This window comes from Mucilaginibacter sp. P4_G9 (genome assembly GCF_056400985.1).
Map to the genome: position 1 here is coordinate 1 of NZ_JBFUKF010000096.1, position 15762 is coordinate 15762.

General features: G+C 41.8%; 12 protein-coding genes. 6 read left to right on the plus strand and 6 right to left on the minus strand.

Annotated features, from left to right (window positions below):
- The first annotated feature begins 290 nt into the window (after window positions 1–290).
- The 5 genes from AC1DPZ_RS10810 to AC1DPZ_RS10830 all read left to right on the plus strand — a co-directional run bounded on the left by AC1DPZ_RS10810 (window position 291) and on the right by AC1DPZ_RS10830 (window position 5642).
- Window positions 291–2339: a BatA domain-containing protein gene (locus AC1DPZ_RS10810; RefSeq protein ID WP_477403104.1), complete on the plus strand. Its 2049-nt coding sequence runs from the start codon at window positions 291–293 to the stop codon at window positions 2337–2339.
- Between the two features lie 27 nt (window positions 2340–2366).
- Window positions 2367–3617: a dihydroorotase gene (locus AC1DPZ_RS10815; RefSeq protein WP_477403106.1), complete on the plus strand. Its 1251-nt coding sequence runs from the start codon at window positions 2367–2369 to the stop codon at window positions 3615–3617.
- A 6-nt stretch (window positions 3618–3623) separates the two neighbouring features.
- Window positions 3624–4292, plus strand: a complete 669-nt coding sequence (locus AC1DPZ_RS10820) for a hypothetical protein (protein WP_477403108.1) — start codon at window positions 3624–3626, stop codon at window positions 4290–4292.
- Window positions 4293–4322: 30 nt separating this feature from the next.
- A complete protein-coding gene (locus tag AC1DPZ_RS10825) occupies window positions 4323–4901 on the plus strand; it encodes a DUF4199 domain-containing protein (protein ID WP_477403110.1) in 579 nt (192 codons plus the stop codon).
- A 183-nt stretch (window positions 4902–5084) separates the two neighbouring features.
- Window positions 5085–5642: a DUF4199 domain-containing protein gene (locus AC1DPZ_RS10830; RefSeq protein ID WP_477403112.1), complete on the plus strand. Its 558-nt coding sequence runs from the start codon at window positions 5085–5087 to the stop codon at window positions 5640–5642.
- A 453-nt stretch (window positions 5643–6095) separates the two neighbouring features.
- Here the strand turns inward: AC1DPZ_RS10830 and rseP are convergent, their stop codons facing one another.
- From rseP to AC1DPZ_RS10860, 6 genes are all read right to left on the minus strand, one after another.
- A complete protein-coding gene (rseP, locus tag AC1DPZ_RS10835) occupies window positions 6096–7424 on the minus strand; it encodes an RIP metalloprotease RseP (RefSeq protein WP_477403114.1) in 1329 nt (442 codons plus the stop codon).
- Window positions 7425–7442: 18 nt separating this feature from the next.
- Window positions 7443–8630, minus strand: coding sequence for a 1-deoxy-D-xylulose-5-phosphate reductoisomerase (locus AC1DPZ_RS10840; protein WP_477403116.1), 1188 nt, complete (start codon window positions 8628–8630; stop codon window positions 7443–7445).
- Between the two features lie 60 nt (window positions 8631–8690).
- Window positions 8691–10193: a GH3 auxin-responsive promoter family protein gene (locus tag AC1DPZ_RS10845; protein WP_477403118.1), complete on the minus strand. Its 1503-nt coding sequence runs from the start codon at window positions 10191–10193 to the stop codon at window positions 8691–8693.
- Between the two features lie 3 nt (window positions 10194–10196).
- Window positions 10197–10970 carry a glycerophosphoryl diester phosphodiesterase membrane domain-containing protein gene (locus AC1DPZ_RS10850; protein WP_477403120.1) on the minus strand — a complete coding sequence of 258 codons (774 nt, stop codon included), beginning with the start codon at window positions 10968–10970 and terminating at the stop codon, window positions 10197–10199.
- A 6-nt stretch (window positions 10971–10976) separates the two neighbouring features.
- Window positions 10977–11945, minus strand: a complete 969-nt coding sequence (locus AC1DPZ_RS10855) for a glycosyltransferase family 2 protein (protein WP_477403122.1) — start codon at window positions 11943–11945, stop codon at window positions 10977–10979.
- 185 nt (window positions 11946–12130) lie between these two features.
- Entirely contained in the window at window positions 12131–13081 is a 951-nt protein-coding gene (locus tag AC1DPZ_RS10860) for a glycosyltransferase family 2 protein (RefSeq protein WP_477403124.1), read from the minus strand.
- A 299-nt stretch (window positions 13082–13380) separates the two neighbouring features.
- On the opposite strand from AC1DPZ_RS10860, the gene AC1DPZ_RS10865 reads away from it, so the two are divergent.
- A partial coding sequence (locus AC1DPZ_RS10865; protein WP_477403126.1) for a M1 family metallopeptidase occupies window positions 13381–15762 on the plus strand: 2382 nt, incomplete at its 3' end.

Below are 15762 nucleotides of genomic sequence, written 5' to 3' on the forward strand. Positions count from 1 at the left end.
ATGTACAAATTACAGATGTGCAGATGTTGGAAGTAGATATGCGGATGTGCAAATTACAGATGTGCAGATGTTGGAAGTAGATATGCGGATGTGCAAATTACAGATGTGCAGATGTTCGCTTGTGTAATCAAATACTAACCAGTTAAAAAAAACAATAGCCTCATTTTTTAAAAATTTGAGGCTATTGTTTTATAGCCTTTATAATAATTTGCACATCTGAAATTTGAAATCTGCACATTTGCCTCCCGAAATCTGCATATTTGCACATCTGAAATCTGAAATCCGCACATATGCATTTCATCTATCCGGCTTTTTTATTTGCATTACTTACGTTAGCCATTCCTGTACTTATCCATTTATTCAACTTTCGTAAGTTTCAGAAGGTAAATTTCAGCAATGTTCAATTTTTAAAGGAGATCCAGGAGCAGCAATCATCCCGCAGAAATTTAAAGGAAAGATTGATTCTTGCATCAAGATTACTGGCATTGGCTTTCCTTGTTTTTGCTTTTGCACGGCCTTTTATCCCTGCTCAAAATACTGCTAACGCGGGAAGGCAGAATGCTGTAAGTGTTTTTGTTGATAACTCATACTCTATGCAAACCCTTAACCGCGAAGGTTCGTTGCTGGATGATGCCAAACAAAAGGCCAAAGAAATAGCATCGGCATACAATTTAAATGACCGTTTCCAATTGCTCACGCAGGATTTTGAAGGCCGCCACCAGCGCTTGCTGAGCCGTGATGAGTTTAATGACGAGGTAGACCAGGTAAAGATCAGCCCTCAAAGTCGTACCCTGCAGCAGATCGTTAGCAGGCAGCAGGGTTTATTAGAGACACAACCAGGCGCAGCCAGATCTGTCTACCTCATATCCGATCTGCAAAAAAACATGGCCGGTAAGCCTTTGGAAACCGATAGTGGCATAGCTATCAGTTTAATTCAGCTTAGGGCGGGTAACCTGCCCAATGTTGCTGTTGATTCTGTTTGGCTGTTAAGCGCCATACATCGCCCCGGCGAAAGCGAAAAGCTGGTTGTTCGCCTGCACAATTACGCGGCTGAAAAGGCAGAGAAAATTCCACTTAAAGTATTAATAAACGGTGCGCAAAAAGCATTGGGTAGTTATACCCTCGCGGCACGATCGGTACAAAACGATACATTATCATTTATGGGACTGCAGGCAGGCTGGCAACAGGGTGAGGTGCAATTACAGGATAATCCGGTAACCTTTGATAATAAGTTTTATTTCAGCTTTAATGTGGCGCAGCAGATGCCGGTTTTGTTGATAGATGGAGGTATACCCAACCCATATCTTAAAGCTGTTTTCGGGGCCGATCCATTTTTTAAAATCCAACGCACACCCGATGGTAATGTTGATTACGCTGCATTAAATAGCTACCCGTTAATTGCCATAAGCGATATTAAAGCCATATCTTCGGGACTGGCGCAGCAATTAAAAACCTATGTATCCAAAGGAGGCACACTGGTTATTTTCCCCCCGGTTGATATCGATCTGGCAAATTATCGTTTGTTTCTGCAAGTTTTGAATGCTGCCTATCCCGAAAAACTAATAACCGAAGCAAGCAAGGTATCCGGCCTTAACCGCCAAAGCCCGGTATTTAAAAACGTTTTCGAAAGCTTTCCCGCAAACCCCGACCTGCCCGCGGTTAAAAAATATTATCAGTTAAGTACTTCACGCGGCACTTCCGATAACCTGATGACTTTAGCCGCCGGTCTGCCTTTTTGGGCTGGTTACGCCAGCGGACGAGGTAAAGTTTATGTATCCGCGGTGCCACTTCACGAGGATTTTAGCAACCTGCCCCGGCATGCTCTTTTTGTGCCTGTATTGTTCAGGATTGCTTTATTAAGCGGGCATGATCTGCCGCTGTTTTACACCCTGGGGCAGGATGAAGCTTTGGAAATACCACCTGTACAGATTAGCGAAAAGCAGTTGCTTAAGTTAAACAAAGACGAACAAACCAGCATCCCGGACGTGCGGCAGCAGGAGGGAAGCACGCTGCTTTATGTATCAGACCAGTTGCATCAACCCGGAATTTATACTTTAAAAAAGCAGGATAGTACGCTGGCTGCGCTGGCCTTTAACGATAACCGGAGCGAATCTGACATGAGCTATCTTACGTCATCTGCTTTAAAAGAATTTATGCCTAAAACAACCGCCTTAATTACAGGTGGTAATGCATCTTTAAAAGGTATTGTTACCGAAACAAATTTAGGTACACAATTATGGAAACTTTGTATAATTTTGGCATTGATTTTTCTGGCTGCCGAAATTTTGCTTATCAGGTACTTTAAACCCGATATGCAGGCTGCAAAGCAACCAGTTTAATCAACAAAAATCCTTAAAGCAGTGCTAATGAATTTGCTTATCAAATCTGCCACTATCCTTGATCCCGGATCACCCTTTCATCAACAAGTTGCCGATATTTTAATTAAAAACGGGGTTATCTCCCGCATTGCCGAAGATATTGAAGCCGATGCTGACCTGGTAGATGGTGAAGGTAAATATGTATGCCCCGGTTTTTTCGATCTTAACTGCAACATTGGCGAATTAGGGCTGGAAACCAAAGAGGATATGCGCACAGGTACCCGGGCAGCCGCCGCCGGCGGTTTTACCGGTGTGGCCATGATGCCAAACACCGTGCCGCCAGTACATTCAAAGGCCGAAATTGAGTACCTGCTTAACCGTGCAAAGGGCAACCTGGTAGATGTGTATCCTTTAGGAACCATATCGCACAAGCGCGAAGGAAAGGACCTGGCCGAAATGTACGATATGTATTTGAGCGGGGCCAAAGCCTTTACCGATGGTAACCGACCTGTACAGGATGCCGGCCTTATGGAGCGTGCATTGTTATATGCCCAGGGATTTGACGCGCTGGTTTTCTCGTACCCCGAAGATACCGCTATAGCAGGTAAGGCAAAGGTGAACGAAGGTGAGATCAGCACGCTGCTGGGTATGAAAGGAATCCCTTCGCTTGCCGAGGAACTGATGATAGCCCGCGATCTTTACCTGGCCGAATACACGGTATCAAAAATACATTTCAGCACCATATCAACCGCCCGCTCTGTTGAGCTTATTCGCGAGGCTAAACGTAAGGGCCTGGAAGTTACCTGCGATGTGGCTGCTCATCATCTTGTACTCACAGATGAAGCCTTGCTGGGCTTTGATACTCAATATAAGGTAAAACCCCCGCTGCGTACCAAAGATGATGTTAAAGCGCTTATAAAGGGCTTAAAGGATGGCACAATTGATGCCATTGTATCGCAGCATACCCCACATGAAATTGAGTTTAAGGATGTGGAGTTTGAGGTAGCCGAGTATGGTATAATAGGCTTTCAGACAACATTAGCGTTAGCCCTGCTATCAGGGTTGCCGGTGGAGTTATTGGTTGAGAAACTTTCCATCAACCCCAGGGAAATTTTGGGGGTGGAGGTGCCCGTAATTGCCGAAGGAGAAAAAGCCAACGTTGTGCTTTTTGATATAAATGCTACATGGGAGTATAACAGCAAAAACAACCTGTCTAAGTCGATAAATTCTCCCTTTGTGGGGCAGAACTTAAAGGGCAAAGTGCTGTTAACCTATAACAATCAACAAATACTTAAATAGAAAACTATGATCGATCCCAAAATAGAAACGGCCTACCAGGCTGCCTTAGAGGCATTTTCTAAATATAATAGCTTTGATGCTACAGGACTAAACGCTGATTTCGGTGATGTTTTCGCATCAGACGAAGATTTTTTAACCAAAGTAGATGCTTTGGACGAAGTGTTTGACAATAATCCCCAGATTGAGGTACTTCGCGAGGTGTTTTTTGATTTGCTGCTGATCAATTTCTTCAGTGCCGATGTAAAGAAACTGGAAGAGGACTACCTGGATACCCCTGAGTGGGAAGACATTGAAGAACAAACGCTTGATCGTGGCACCGAGCTGCTGAACCTGCTATTGTACCTTAACGAATGCGAAGACGAAGATATTGAACCAGAACTTGAAGACTACCTTAAAGAGTTTTTATTGGTTGATGAGGACGAATTCCAGGATGAATACCGTATTTACGAACCTGTTATTGCCAACCAGATTCTGATGGAAAGCCCGGTTGAAGAAATAGCGAATGTAGCTAATAGCTTGCCGGAAGACTCTGAACTTGTTGAACTGTTTTACCCAATGATGTGCTTTTTCCAGAACACCGATCCATCGCCTGAAGCAAAGGCGGTAATAGCCGAAAACGCTTTGGAAAAAGATTTTGACATGGCTGTTTTAGAGATATTGGTTAATTTTCAATAGGCTTTAAACCCATTAATTGATTGTAATAATATGAATGAAGAGATTGATAGAAAGATAAAGAAACAAGGACTTATCAAGGGTTTGTTATTAGGTGGCATATTATCTGTACTGAGCGTCCTTTTTTTTTACTTTATGATTTTGATTGCAAAATCGGCTGTTACTATAACTATTGGCTCGGTGTTGTTTACATATATCCTGCCAATTGGTATATCAATTTTATTTTGCAATGCGCTTAGGAAAAAGATAGGTGGTTTTTGGAGTTTAAGACAAGCCACCACCGGGATTTTTATTATGTTTTTTGCATCGTACTTAATCGTATATATAGTAAAAGACCAGGTGTTTGCAAAAATAATTGAACCTAATATGGCTCATAAAACGGAAGCTGCGATGCTCAATGCACTTAATAAATTAAAAACAAGTAACCCGGAAAGTAAAAAAGAAGCAGATGCAAAAATAGCTGAGATGCAAAAGGCATTTGAGGGTGAAAAAAGTATCACCGTAGGTCAGCAAATTCAGGCATTAGCGATTAGCATTATATTTTTATTTGTTTTATCAATCGTCTTCGCTGCTTTTTTTAAGAATGAGAAGCAAACACAATCCATCGCTTGATAAGCCCATTATAAGGTTGTATACCTCATATAGCAGGCCTCTTCTGAAAAGAAAGGGCCTGTTTTTATTCATAAAAGTGAAGTAAAACAGCTTTATCCAAAAACGCTGCATAAAATAAACATCCGGTGATATAGCTGATTTATGAAATATTGGTTAATTTAGTTAAATAAAAAACCTAAAATCATGACAGTAAAAAAAGCAAGTCCGTCACAACCCGCAATAAAATGGGCATTAATCAGCCTGGTAACATCAATAATAATTACCTACGCCTTTCAGTTTCTTAATGTCGATCCTAATTCTTCTGTTAAATACCTTAATTTTTTGCCTTTTATAGCTTTCTTGTTTTTAACACAAAAGGAGTATCGTGACAATCTTGGAGGCTATATGACCTTTGGTGAAGGTTTCTTATCGGGCTTTTTATATGCGGTTTTCACAGGCATATTATCGGCCATATTTACTTACGTGTACTATGCAATATTAAGCCCCGAAATGGTTGAAAAAATGATTTCCTCTACGCAGGCCCAACTGGAAGCGAAAGGAATGTCGCAGGATCAGATAGATTCGGCCATGAATATAACCCGCAAATATTTCGCGGTTTTTGGCGCTGTAGGGGCTGTTTTCGGTTCTGCAATTATAGGTGCTGTTATAGCCCTTATTGGTGCGGCTATATTTAAAAAAGAACGTTCGCCATTTGATGTAGCCGGTTATGATGATCCACAACCGGTAGATCCAGCTGTTTAATATAAATTGATCAAATAATATTTCGGGCCCTTTCTGATAAGATAGGGCCTTTTTTATATCAATGATTTTTATATACAGTGCCTTGAAAATACCCCACCGTTGATACACCTTTAACATACCTTACGGACACCTTTACATCACCATACCAATACTTGTTCATGCACTTTTGAATAACCTTTGTAATCTCTTGTTTTTTAATTAACTATTTGATAGTAAGGTTTTTGTGTCGTTATTTCCTGATATGTAAGCTCTCTTTTTAAAAAAGAAAGCTGGAAATTATTCTCCGGGGAAGCCGCGATTTTGTTTGTATACAAAGATACAAAAAATATAAAAAACAGTCAATTAATGGTGCGAAAGGATTTTAAACTCCAGGTAACTATGTTGAGGAAATAGATGCAAACAAAACAGCCCGAAAGATAATCTCCGGGCTGTTTAATATGTAGTAAGAAGCTTTTACTTCTTCATTACCTGTTTCACAATATCATTGCCAAAAACAAATACCATCAGCGTAACCAGTATAACAAAACCTACTATCTGGGCGCGCTCCAGGAACTTATCGCTTAACGGCTTACCCTTTATCATCTCCACGATGAGAAATACGGCATGGCCACCATCCAGCGCCGGGATTGGCAACAGGTTCATTAAGGCCAATACCATTGATAAAAAGCCTACAAGGCTCCAAAAATGGACCCAATCAATAGTGCTGCCGAATAGGTTGGCTATTGCAACCGGACCGCTTACTGCTTTGTTAAATTTTACATCGCCTTTAAATATTTTACCTAAACCTTTGGCATTATCCGTAAAGGTGCTTATGGCTCTTGATGCGCCTATCGGCAACGAAGCAAAAAAGCCATATTTAATGGTCCTGATCTCTGGGAAATCCTTTTTAGACCGGGCGAAGCCTATGGTTCCCTCGGGGGTTACCTGCACTTTTAAAGGCAAAATAGCATTATTGCGTTTAACGCMCAGTTCAACCAGTTTGCCTTTGTTAACCGAAAGCTGGTTTTGTATTTCGTCGAAAAAGGCAGTAGGCTGGCTGTTTAGGGATACTATGCTATCGCCTTTTTGTAAGCCTGCTTTTTTAGCATTGCCGTATACAGAATCAACCGAGAATTTAGTACGGGGCATACGGCTTATAAATTCCTCAATCCCTTGATCGCTAAGGTCATTCAATATAGTACGCGGTACTGTAATGCTTTTTGTTTCGGTGCCGCGCTGAACAGTGAAAACCGTGTTTTCAAGCAAAACTTTCGGGCTGGTAAGGTCGTCAAAACGTTCAACGGTTTTTCCGTTAACAGCGGTTATTTTGTCACCGGGTAATAACCCTATCTTTTTACCAATTACACCCGGTACAATACCATATTTAGCGCTTGAGTTTGGAATATAGCTTTCCCCAAAACGCATGGTCAGGATCCAGAATATCAAAATCCCAAGGATGATATTTACCGTAACGCCGCCAAGCATTACAATTAAGCGCTGCCAGGCCGGTTTTGAACGGAACTCCCAGGGTTGCGGCGGACCGGCCAGTTGGTCGGTATCCATTGATTCATCTATCATACCGGCAATTTTAACATAACCACCCAAAGGCAGCCAGCCAATACCGTATTCAACACCTTTATATGTAAATTTAAACAGGCTTATGTTCCATGCATCAAAAAACAGGTAAAACTTCTCTACTTTAATCCCAAAGGCACGTGCCGCTAAAAAATGACCCAGCTCGTGCAGGATTATTAAAATTGAAAGGCCCAGTACAAGCTGGCCCACCATTATCACTATACTCATTAATTTATATTTATCTATTTAATAGTGTATTGCCTTTAACGGCAATTTTTGTATAAAATTTTGCGCAAAGATGCGTGTTTCTTCGTCAGTATTCAAATAGTCGGTTAAGGTTGGCTGCGCTATATGCTTTATATGCTGCATGCATTCCTCAATAAGGTTGCTCATGGCCAAAAAACCTATGCTGTTATTCAGGAAACCAGCTACGGCGATTTCATTGGCTGCATTAATAATACAAGGCATGTTTCCACCTTGTTTTAAGGCCTGGAACGCTAAATTAAGATTACGAAAAGTTTCCCGGTCTGGTTTTTCAAAAGTAAGATTAGGATAATCGGTAAAGCTAAAGCGTTTAAAATCGTTTTGGATCCGGTCGGGATAAGTGAGCGCGTATTGAATAGGCAACTTCATATCAGGCAATCCCATTTGTGCTTTGATTGAGCCGTCTTTGAACTGCACCATCGAGTGGATGACTGACTGCGGATGAACAATAACCTCTATCTGGTCGGCATCTATATCAAAAAGCCATTTGGCTTCTATTACTTCGAGGCCCTTATTCATAAGCGATGCCGAATCTATAGTGATCTTGGCGCCCATTACCCAGTTGGGATGTTTAAGCGCGTCCTCGCGGGTTACATTAGCCAAAAAATCAACCCCACGACCACGGAATGGTCCTCCTGAAGCGGTGATGATCAACTTTTCGATAGGATTAGCTTCTTCACCGGCAAGGCATTGAAATATAGCCGAATGTTCTGAATCAACAGGAAGGATTTTTACACCATGTTGTTTGGCAAGGGCTGTTACAATTTCGCCGGCTACAACCAGGGTTTCTTTATTGGCCAGGGCAATATCCTTGCCCGATTTAATGGCGGCAATAGTAGGCTCCAACCCCGCAAAGCCAACCATAGCGGTAAGCACTATGGCAATCTCCGGATGGGTAACCGTATCAATAATAGCCTGGTGCCCTGCAAGCACCTTTGTTGGCTGGTGGGCCAATGCTTCTTTTACCTGCAGGTATTTACCTTGATCGCATATTATAGCATACTCAGGCTCAAATTCAATGGCCTGGCTAATGAGCAGATCGGCATTGGAATGTGCTGTAAGTAAAAAAGCCCTGAACAGGTTACTGTTACCCTTTATAACCTGGAGGGTTTGCGTACCTATACTGCCTGTTGAGCCAAGTATGGCAATGTTTTTTATCTGATTACTCAATGAAGCTTTAATATTTAAAATCGTCTTTGCTTCGTACTTCGCACTGACGGGTGGTATTTTTTATTTGCTAATATACTCTTTTAATCCATCAGCTATCTTCCTGTCATTTGATAGCCGTGGCACTTTATTCTGTCCCCCAAGTTTACCTTCGGAGCGCATGTAATTAATGAACGCGTCTTTTTGCAGGCTTTGGATGATCAAAGGTTGTAAAATGTTACCTTCAATCAGGTCAAAATAGTAAATATTTTTCTTTTGCAGGGCTTTATCTACTTTTATGGCAAATGCCTGAAGATTGGAAGGTGGCGTACCAAACTCCACAAACCACTCGTGATAGGGGAGCTGCCCTGCAGGCGGATTGACCTGTGGCGCAACCGTGAACTCAATTACATCAACACCTTCTTGTTTAGCTACGCTCATTAAGGCATGCTCAACCTCTTCACCAATCACATGCTCGCCAAATGCAGAGATATAATGTTTGATGCGGCCGGTTACGATGATCTTATACGGGTTTTTAGAAATGAATTTAATAGTATCGCCCAAACTRTAACCCCATAAACCTGCACTTGTGTTCATGATAAGGGCGTAGTTTTTTTCCAGTTCAACATCTTTAATGTTGATACGGGTGGGGTATTCATTAAAATATTCTTCGGATGGAATGAACTCATAAAATATGCCCGAATCGACCAATAACAGCAATCCTTTTTCTTTCTGCGAATCCTGGAAAGCAATGAAGCCTTCCGATGCAGGATAAGTTTCGATGGAATCGATTTTAAAACCGATGCTTTCTTCCATCCGGGCTCTGTACGGCTCGTAGTTTACCCCGCCATGAACGTAAAGTTTAAAATTGGGAAAGATCTCTTTCACCTTTTTGCCCCCGGCTTTTGCCGAAAGCCGGTCAAAATACATCTGGCACCAGGGTGGTATGCCCGATATAAGGCGCATATCCTGGTTAAAGGTTTCTTCAACAATGGCATCAACTTTTTGCTCCCAGTCCTCAATACAATTGGTATCATAAGCTGGTAAGCGGTTTTTTTGCAGGTAGGCCGGTACATGATGAGCTACAATACCCGAAAGCCTGCCGATTGAAACGCCGTTTTTTTCTGCCAGTACAGGGCTCCCTTGTAAAAATATCATTTTACCATCCACAAAATGGGCATTGCCGGTTTCGTGAATGTAGCTGAGCAGGGCATTGCGGGCAGCCTTGATATGCTGTGGCATACTTTCTCTTGATATCGGGATGTATTTAACACCCGATGTAGTGCCCGATGTTTTGGCAAGATAGGCCGGTTTACCCGGCCATAATACGTTTTCTTCGCCGTTTACAACCCGATCTATGTACGGGCGCAGGTCCTCATAATCGTGAACAAGTACGTTTCTCTTAAAATCTTCGTAGTTGTTGATCTGCGAGAAATTGTGCGCTTTACCAAAAGCGGTATCTTTTGCCTGGAATACCAGGTTGCTGAATGTTTTTTGCTGCAGGGCGGGCGCGTTTTTACGTATGTGGTTAAGCTCTCTGTTTACCAGGGCCGCAAATACTTTACTCAATACAGATTTTAAACCCATTGTTTAATTGGTTTCGGCAATGTCGTCATCTACATCCAGGTGGCTGTAAACTAATTTACGGTAAGTAACCATAATTATTACCTGTATAAAAGGAAAAGTAAGAATGAACCAGCAATAAAATGCCAGCCTGAAAATAAACCCTCCTTTTTCATCTAAGCCGGTAAGATTAATAATAAGGAAAACCGGGATCAGCGCTAAAATCAATATGCCCATTATGATAGCAAATATGCCAAGCGTTTTAAAAAAATTATCTTTAGTTATTTCAAAGCTTTGCCTAAGGGATTCTATGGGTGAAGAGTCATCATCCACAATAAAACAAATACAAAAGATGCTCCGCAGGCTGATGTAAAGGATCAAAAGCAGTTCAATGGTTTGAAAGATGCTTTCGAAGCCCAAAGTACGCTCGGCCAATAAATAAAAGAAAAATAATACCGCAACCAGCAAGGCTGTTAATAAACCAATGATCACAAAGTTGAAGGTCATCCTAAGTGAAGGCAGGATGTCTTTAAACTCAAATTCATAGTATTCCCTATCCATTAGGGTTAGTATCAGCTTATAAAAGCTTAAACCTATATAGCATTGTATTATAAGTTGAACAAATATGAAAATGAATTTGGTTAAAAAATCATTTTCGAGCAGGATAAATGCTTTAATAAAATCTACACCCTCATTAATAAACAGCGAAATAACCGAGTATACTACCAAAAGGGCAAAATTTTTCTTTAATACATTCCATGCAGTTTTAATGGTTTCCGCAACAGAAAAAGTGTGGTACATAGGTGGTTATGATCTGTTTAAAATTACCCGCTTCCAAAAATCCTGCATAAATCCTATCCCGTAGGCTGTAAGTTGAGTGAAGGCCGCAATAATGCTCAAAAATGCAATTTTTGCTGATTTGTTTTTCCACCAAGCGTGAAAAAATATTAACAAAATAATAACGGCCAGTATAAAGTTACCCAACCCGGCTATTTGCCAGCCAAGCAGGTTAAAAATTAACGTAAAAATAATGAAAAGCGTAAAAGCTGCCGGAAAAAAATGTACAGCCTTTAGTTCCCTTGGGAAAAATTTATAAATATTGATTCGCGCTCTTCCAAAAAAATGCAGTTGTTTAAAAAACTGGATAAAATTGGTCCGCCTTTTATGGAAAACAATAGCATCCGGTATCAACCCGATCCTGAACCCCATAGAATGGATGCGGATACTGTACTCAATATCCTCGCCAAGGCGTGTTATGATAAAACCGCCCGCCTTTTCCCATACCTGCCTTGATACCCCCATATTAAAGCTGCGCGGGTGAAACTGGCCGATGCCATTTTTATTACCGCGTATGCCGCCCGTAGTAAAAGGGGAGGTCATGGAGTAGCTGATGGCTTTTTGCGTTGGTGTAAATGAAGCATGCGCCCCATCCGGGCCACCGTAAGCATCTAAATAATTTGAGGCTAAAGCATTGTTCACTATCTGCAGGTAATCAGCCGGGATTAAACAATCCGAATCGAATATAACAAAGTAATCGCCTTTGGCCCGTTCAAAACCAAAGTTGCGGGTAAAGCCCTGGCCCTCGTTGGCTTTTTTAAAGTAGCGAACATCAAGTTTATCGGCAAAGCTGTTTACAATAATTTCGGCATCGTTAACAGAGCCATCTTCTATCACCAAAACCTCAAAATTCCGGTACGTTTGCAGTACAAGGGTATCCAGCAGTTCTTTAATCTCCTGCGGGCGGTTATATAATGGAATGATGATGGAAAAAAACATGCCTTTATTTTAGATGTGCAGATTTCAGATGTGCAAATGTGCAGATGAAGCCGCAGATTTTATGATTTTTTGATGTTAAATTTTGATAAGTTTTGCGTCGATGAAGAATATTTTCATTTCCCGGTCCGATTCATCTGCGCATTTGCGGTTTTCATCTGCACATCTGAAATCTGCTTATTTGCACATCAAATCGTCTCTTCTACCTGGTAATGGTTACGTTCRCTTGAATTACGGGAAACCAGTTCGGCAACAAAGCCGGTTAAAAATAGTTGGGAGCCTAAAATGATGGCTACAAGCGCTATGTAAAACATTGGGCTGTCGGTTACATCCCTATACTTTTCGCCATGAGCTATCAGGTAAAGTTTATCACTTATCATCCAAATAGCTATCACAAGCCCGGTAAAAAAGCTTAGTGTTCCCATGGTGCCAAAAAAGTGCATTGGGCGCTTGCCAAACTTGCCTACAAAAAATATGGAAAGCAGATCAAGGAAACCGTTAACAAAGCGGCTCATGCCAAATTTTGTCTTGCCATATTTGCGGGCCCGGTGTTCAACCACCTGCTCGCCAATTTTGGTGAAACCTGCCCACTTGGCCAATACCGGTATATAACGATGCATTTCGCCATACACTTCAATATTTTTAACAACCACACTGCGATAAGCTTTTAAACCGCAGTTAAAATCATGCAGGTTATCAATTCCGCTCATTTTACGGGTGGCAGCGTTAAACAACCGGGTTGGTATAGTTTTGCTTAGCGGATCGTAACGTTTAGCTTTCCAGCCCGATACAAGGTCGTATTTTTCTTCAACAATACGGCGATAAAGCTCTGGGATCTCGTCGGGGCTGTCCTGCAGGTCGGCATCCATTGTGATTACTACATTGCCCCTGGTGGCCTCAAAACCCTTATTTAAAGCAGCCGACTTGCCATAATTACGCCTGAATTTTATCCCTTTTATAAAGGGATTGTTGAAACTTAACTTCCTGATCATTTCCCAGGAACCATCCTTACTGCCGTCATCAATCAATATGATCTCGTAAGTAAAACGGTTATCATCCATCACACGGCTTATCCATGAGGTAAGCTCGGGCAATGATTCTATTTCGTCATAAAGCGGTACTACAACTGATATATCCATTTAGTCGGGATGCAATGTTGGGCTGAAATAAAGTTTGCCCGCAATCATCCGCAAAAATATAAAAAATAGGTAATGGTTTGTACATTGATTTTTGCCTCTCCTAAATCCTTTCTAAAGATAGCCTCACCCAACTCTCTCCAAAGGAGAGGGTTTTATAACTGTTAGATCTTGCAAATCATAACTCCACTCCAAAAGTGAGGATTTATGTGAGGCTTTTTATACTATGTAACTCCTCTATTACGTTAAAAGCACTTGAAAATATTTTTATAACTTGCCCTTCACTATAAATAAAACCCCCTATGAAATTTAATAAAGCAATCCTATTTGTGCTTTTGTGTACTTATGCGGTATTAGGCTATGCGCAAAACGGCGATCAGCAGGGTGTAAAGTACGATCAGCATAAAGTGTTTAGCCCTTTATTTTATCCCGACAAGGGTAACGAATTCAGGAACGCCGGTGGCGCACCCGGTTCAAAATACTGGCAAAACCGGGCCGATTATAAACTCAATGTTACGTTAGATACTGCAAAGCACCGTATTGATGGTACTGCTGTTATTACCTATACAAATAACAGTCCGGATGCATTGACATTTTTATGGCTGCAGGACGATCAAAATATTTACCGGGAGGATTCAAGGGCAGAAGCTGCGAGCGGTCTTAACGGTGGCCGCTTTGCTAACAAAAGCTACACCCGGGGCGATGAAATAAAGGCTATCTATATTATCAAAAACGGCAAAACCGAAAAAGCCGATTACCTGGTGACAGATACGCGCCTGCAAATTAAACTCAAAGACTCACTTAAAGCGACCGGCGGCAAGTTGCAGATAAAAATAGAATATGGTTTTGAGATTCCACAATATGGTACCGACCGTATGGGCCGCCTGCAAACCAAAAACGGTTGGATATACCAGTTGGCGCAATGGTACCCGCGCATGGAGGTTTACGATGATGTAAGCGGCTGGAATACCTTACCATACCTTGGCGCAGGCGAGTTTTACCTGGAGTATGGCAATTTTGATTATACCATTACCGCGCCGGCCGGTTTAATAATAACGGGATCGGGCGAGTTGCTTAATCCGTCGGAGGTTTATTCGCCATCAACCATTGCCCGGCTTGCTGCTGCCCGCAACAGCGATAAAACGGTAATGATTAGGGATGAGGCTGATATTTTGCGTGGTAATGATCATGCTAAAAAGCCACTGGTAACCTGGCATTTTGCCTGCAAAAACGCCCGTGATATAGCCTGGGCAGCTTCAAAAGCATTTATATGGGACGCAGCCCGTATTAATCTGCCCGGCGGTAAAAAGGCGTTGGCGCAATCTGTATACCCTGCAGAGGCAAAAGGGAGCAATGCCTGGAGCCGTTCAACAGAATATGTAAAGGCGGCCATTGAATTATATTCAAACCAATGGTTTGAGTATACCTATCCCGTAGCGACTAACGTTGCCGGTACTGTTGGGGGTATGGAATACCCTGGAATTGTTTTCTGCGGATCGGAGAATAAAACCGGTAGCTTATGGGAAGTTACCAACCACGAGTTTGGGCACAACTGGTTCCCGATGATAGTAGGCTCAAATGAGCGTAAATATGCCTGGATGGACGAAGGTTTTAATACCTTTTTAAATAACGTGGATACCCGTGTTTTTAATAAAGGTGAATATTATGAGGCAACAGATCAGCAAAAAGCAGCTTCTGGTTTGTTTAGCGCCGATGCAGAACCCATTATGAATATCCCCGATGTTTTACAGGAGAATTTTTTAGGTGTGGCGGCCTRTGAAAAACCGGCTTTGGGTTTAACCATTTTGCGCGAACAGATCCTGGGCGAACAGCGATTTGATTATGCTTTCCGCACCTATATTAAACGCTGGGCCTTTAAGCACCCAACACCATGGGATTTTTTCCATACCATGGATAATGCCGCAGGCGAAGACCTGAGCTGGTTTTGGAACGAGTGGTTTTTTACCACCTGGAAGCTTGACCAGGGCATAGGCGCAATTAATTATCCTGATGGGGATGCCTCTAAAGGAGCATTTATCACCATTGAGAACCTGGAAGAAATGGCCTTGCCGGTTACCATCAGTATAAAAGAAGAAAACGGTAAAACAGGTATTGTAAAGCTGCCTGCCGAAATATGGCAACGCGGCGRAGTATGGACATTCCCTTATAAATCAACTTCGAAGATAATTGTTGCAACCATTGATCCTGATCATAAGCTGCCCGATGTAAATACCGAAAATAATTCATTTAGCGGTTTACCTGTACCAAAAGGAGTAACGGCGGCCAGTGTTATAAAAAACTATCTTGATGCAATTGGCGGTGCTGATAAACTGAAAAATATAAAGGACCTGCAAATATCATCAACGGCAAGTGTACAGGGTTCAGAGGTGCAAATGGTTACCAGGTATCGCACACCGGGAATGTTTTTTCAACAAATCACCGTACCATCATACAGTAACCTGGTGCTTAGTCATATTTTGGTTAATGATAATAACATAAGCGTAAAGCAGGTAAACCGTGATGTTCCTTTAGATGATGTAGCCAAAAAATTGGTAAAAGAAAAAAGTAAACCTTTCCCCGAACTGGATTATCAAAATAACGGCATTACTATGGTACTTGATTCAACCCTTAAGGTTGTAAATAATGAGATGGCTTATGAAATTGACATAAATATCGCCGATGGC

Coding starts and splice junctions, on each gene's coding strand:
- AC1DPZ_RS10810 (WP_477403104.1), top strand. CDS start 291: ATGCATTTCATCTATCCGGCTTTTTTATTTGCATTACTTACGTTAGCC.
- AC1DPZ_RS10815 (WP_477403106.1), top strand. CDS start 2,367: ATGAATTTGCTTATCAAATCTGCCACTATCCTTGATCCCGGATCACCC.
- AC1DPZ_RS10820 (WP_477403108.1), top strand. CDS start 3,624: ATGATCGATCCCAAAATAGAAACGGCCTACCAGGCTGCCTTAGAGGCA.
- AC1DPZ_RS10825 (WP_477403110.1), top strand. CDS start 4,323: ATGAATGAAGAGATTGATAGAAAGATAAAGAAACAAGGACTTATCAAG.
- AC1DPZ_RS10830 (WP_477403112.1), top strand. CDS start 5,085: ATGACAGTAAAAAAAGCAAGTCCGTCACAACCCGCAATAAAATGGGCA.
- AC1DPZ_RS10850 (WP_477403120.1), bottom strand. CDS start 10,970: ATGTACCACACTTTTTCTGTTGCGGAAACCATTAAAACTGCATGGAAT.
- AC1DPZ_RS10855 (WP_477403122.1), bottom strand. CDS start 11,945: ATGTTTTTTTCCATCATCATTCCATTATATAACCGCCCGCAGGAGATT.